Source organism: Flavobacterium sp., assembly GCF_027531705.1.
Classification (GTDB): Bacteria; Bacteroidota; Bacteroidia; order Flavobacteriales; family Flavobacteriaceae; genus Flavobacterium.
Genome location: NZ_JAPZSP010000016.1, coordinates 1 through 2,461, shown reverse-complemented (window position 1 = coordinate 2,461; position 2,461 = coordinate 1). Strand labels below are relative to the sequence as shown.

General features: G+C 28.0%; 3 protein-coding genes. 1 reads left to right on the top strand and 2 read right to left on the bottom strand.

Translation table 11 applies throughout. The annotated features are described in order from the left end of the window. Positions 1–268: 268 nt before the first annotated feature. Entirely contained in the window at positions 269–985 is a 717-nt protein-coding gene (locus O9267_RS05350; protein WP_298176900.1) for a hypothetical protein, read from the bottom strand. Positions 986–1,358: 373 nt separating this feature from the next. Between O9267_RS05350 and O9267_RS05345 the strand changes: the two genes are divergently transcribed. Continuing rightward, on the top strand, positions 1,359–1,484 hold the full coding sequence (locus O9267_RS05345; RefSeq protein ID WP_298176898.1) for a hypothetical protein: 126 nt from the start codon (positions 1,359–1,361) through the stop codon (positions 1,482–1,484). Between the two features lie 385 nt (positions 1,485–1,869). On the opposite strand, the gene O9267_RS05340 is transcribed toward O9267_RS05345, so the two are convergent. Then, positions 1,870–2,310 (bottom strand): hypothetical protein, encoded by a 441-nt coding sequence (locus O9267_RS05340; protein WP_298176896.1) that lies wholly within the window; start codon positions 2,308–2,310, stop codon positions 1,870–1,872. Positions 2,311–2,461 lie beyond the last annotated feature (151 nt).

Here is a 2,461-nt window from a genome sequence, read left to right as displayed (position 1 = left end):
TCATTTAGTTGTTTATCATCATTTTGTGTACAACTAACTATTAAAAATACTGTTAAAATTTTGATTATATTTTTCATAACTTTTATTTAAATTATATTTTATTAGTTTTCTGCTTCTTGAAACTGTCTGCCAACGTTTTGCAGCTACAAGAAGTTGCGTACTTCATTCACTGACAATTACAAATATAATCAAAACTTTGATTCAACAATTACCATTTCTGATAAATCCCAAGCCTAGCAATTTCTTGTAACTGCTGTTAGCAGAAGTTTTAATTTTTTTCTTTTAAAAGTTCAATTTCTTCTGGACTATTTAAGTTTCTTTTTATGTGTTGTTTAAAATGTTTCTCTGCTTCATTTTTATTTCCTTTCTGACGATACAAAAAATATAATATATAATCAAATGATATAATTCTACGAATAAATTCTTTTTTTTCGTGCTCAACATCTTTTAATAAACTTTTTATATTTTGTTCAATAGATTCATTTTGTTCAAACCACTTTTCAAATTTCGGCAAATTTCTATCAAGTACTTCATTAAGACTTTTATGAAATTTTTCCTCATTTACTGTACTAATATGATCAATATTAATTGGAGAATCTTCATCATCACTTTTTTGCCAACCTTCGGATTTTTTATAATATATTATTTTAGTTGATTTATCAGTTTTATGAAATATTAACTTGCGTCCTGAAATTGTTGGAATAAAATTATAACAGTTGCCAAATGAAAAAGAGCCACCAAAATATTTAAAAACATTATATTCAACAACGTGTTTAACTCCTTCCTCATTAAAATCACTGAACCAAATATATTTGCCATTCCAATTTTTAAGCCCTATTTCAGCCAATCTTGGCGTAACGATTTCATTAAAAACTTTTATTCTTTGTTCAAGTTTTACTTCATTTAAGTTTTTCAAATCGTCGTAGACTTCTTTAAGTGCTTTTCGCCTTTCAAAAAATTGTTTTATTTCTCTGATAATATTCATTCGATTTCGATTTTTCAAAAAATTTCTGCTAACGTTTTGCTGCTTCTGGCAGTGGCGTAATTTGCTCACTGACAACAACAAATATACCGAATATTTGAAAACGAAAGTTGTTTTGTAAGAAAAAAGATTTCCACAGAAGTTTTATAAATAAATCCCATGCCTAGCCATTGCTAGAAACAGCTGTTGTACGCAGGTCGTTTTATCAATTAAAATTTTCACGTTTCATTTTTCTACTTCGTTTAGTTTCTTTTTTTCTTTCCATTTTTTATTCGGTTTCTACGGCACGATAGGCGCGTTGGGAAAATTAGCTTTTTTGGTTTTGTTTTATTTTTAGGTTTTTCAACTGTTGTTTTTATCTTTTAAGTAGAAAAAAATGTCTTTTATAAACATAGAAAACCTAAAAATAGGCGAAACCAAAAGTGCTAATAGCGTTGGCATTCAGAAAACGTCTGATTTGGCATCGTGTGCGGATTTTTCATCCGCACTTGTGCCAAGCTAACGTAAATGTGAATTTCAAAACTGAACTTTTTAGAATTCAATTTTTGACAAAGTTTTTCTACAATATTTTTGCGAAACAATTTTCCATTTCCATTTTCATTTCTGCGTTTTGTTTTTCAGTTTTGATTGCGTAATTTTCTATAGAGTAGAAGCTCAACTTTTTGTAGATTTTGAATTCAATATATTTTAAAAGTAATATTGTAATTATCTGTAAATCATGATTTTTTTAGATTTCGCGTCGACTTGCGTACAACGTTTGGCAGCTACAAGAAGTTGCGTACTTCATTCACTGACAATTACAAATATAGACAAAACTTTGATTCAACAATTATCATTTCTGATAAATCCCATGCCTAGCAATTTCTTGTAACTGCTGTTGTAGGCAGTTATTTTATCAACTGATACATTCGTTTCTGTAATTGAGCATGCTTGTCATCAAAAGGCCAGTGCATAGTTATGTTTAAAAATCCTAATTCTAAATAGTCAAAAATTAATTTGTTTTTATATTTTACTTTTAGTTGATTTTCTACAATTTCCTGATTACAGATAAAAATATTACCCAAAATATCAGCAGGATATTCATTTGCTGAACCAGAAGACTTCATAATCATTTCCAAAAATTTTTCAAGAAGTTCACTATCCTTTTTCTCACAAACTATATTTTGAATTTTAGTTAAAGTTGGGTTGAGTACTTTCTCAACATAATCATTTGAAAATTCTGGTTTAGTATAATTTAGACCATAATTTTCAGTTATCTTAATACATTCTTCTCTAGTTTGAGAAAATAATTGGAATGATATAAAAAGTGATAAAATCCAGAATTTCATTGACACATAGTTTTGTCATGTCCTAAAATACGTTGACCATTTTTAGGTTATTAATTAATTCAAAAATACGGATTTGTAATCGGAACATTGATAACTTTTTTTAAAAATTCCCTTCGGTTTTTAAAAAAGTTACCAACATTCCTTACGCAAC

Excerpts from the sequence above, each read along its gene's own strand:
- O9267_RS05345 (WP_298176898.1), top strand. The coding sequence starts at position 1,359 with ATGTCTTTTATAAACATAGAAAACCTAAAAATAGGCGAAACCAAAAGT.
- O9267_RS05350 (WP_298176900.1), bottom strand. The coding sequence starts at position 985 with ATGAATATTATCAGAGAAATAAAACAATTTTTTGAAAGGCGAAAAGCA.
- O9267_RS05340 (WP_298176896.1), bottom strand. The coding sequence starts at position 2,310 with ATGAAATTCTGGATTTTATCACTTTTTATATCATTCCAATTATTTTCT.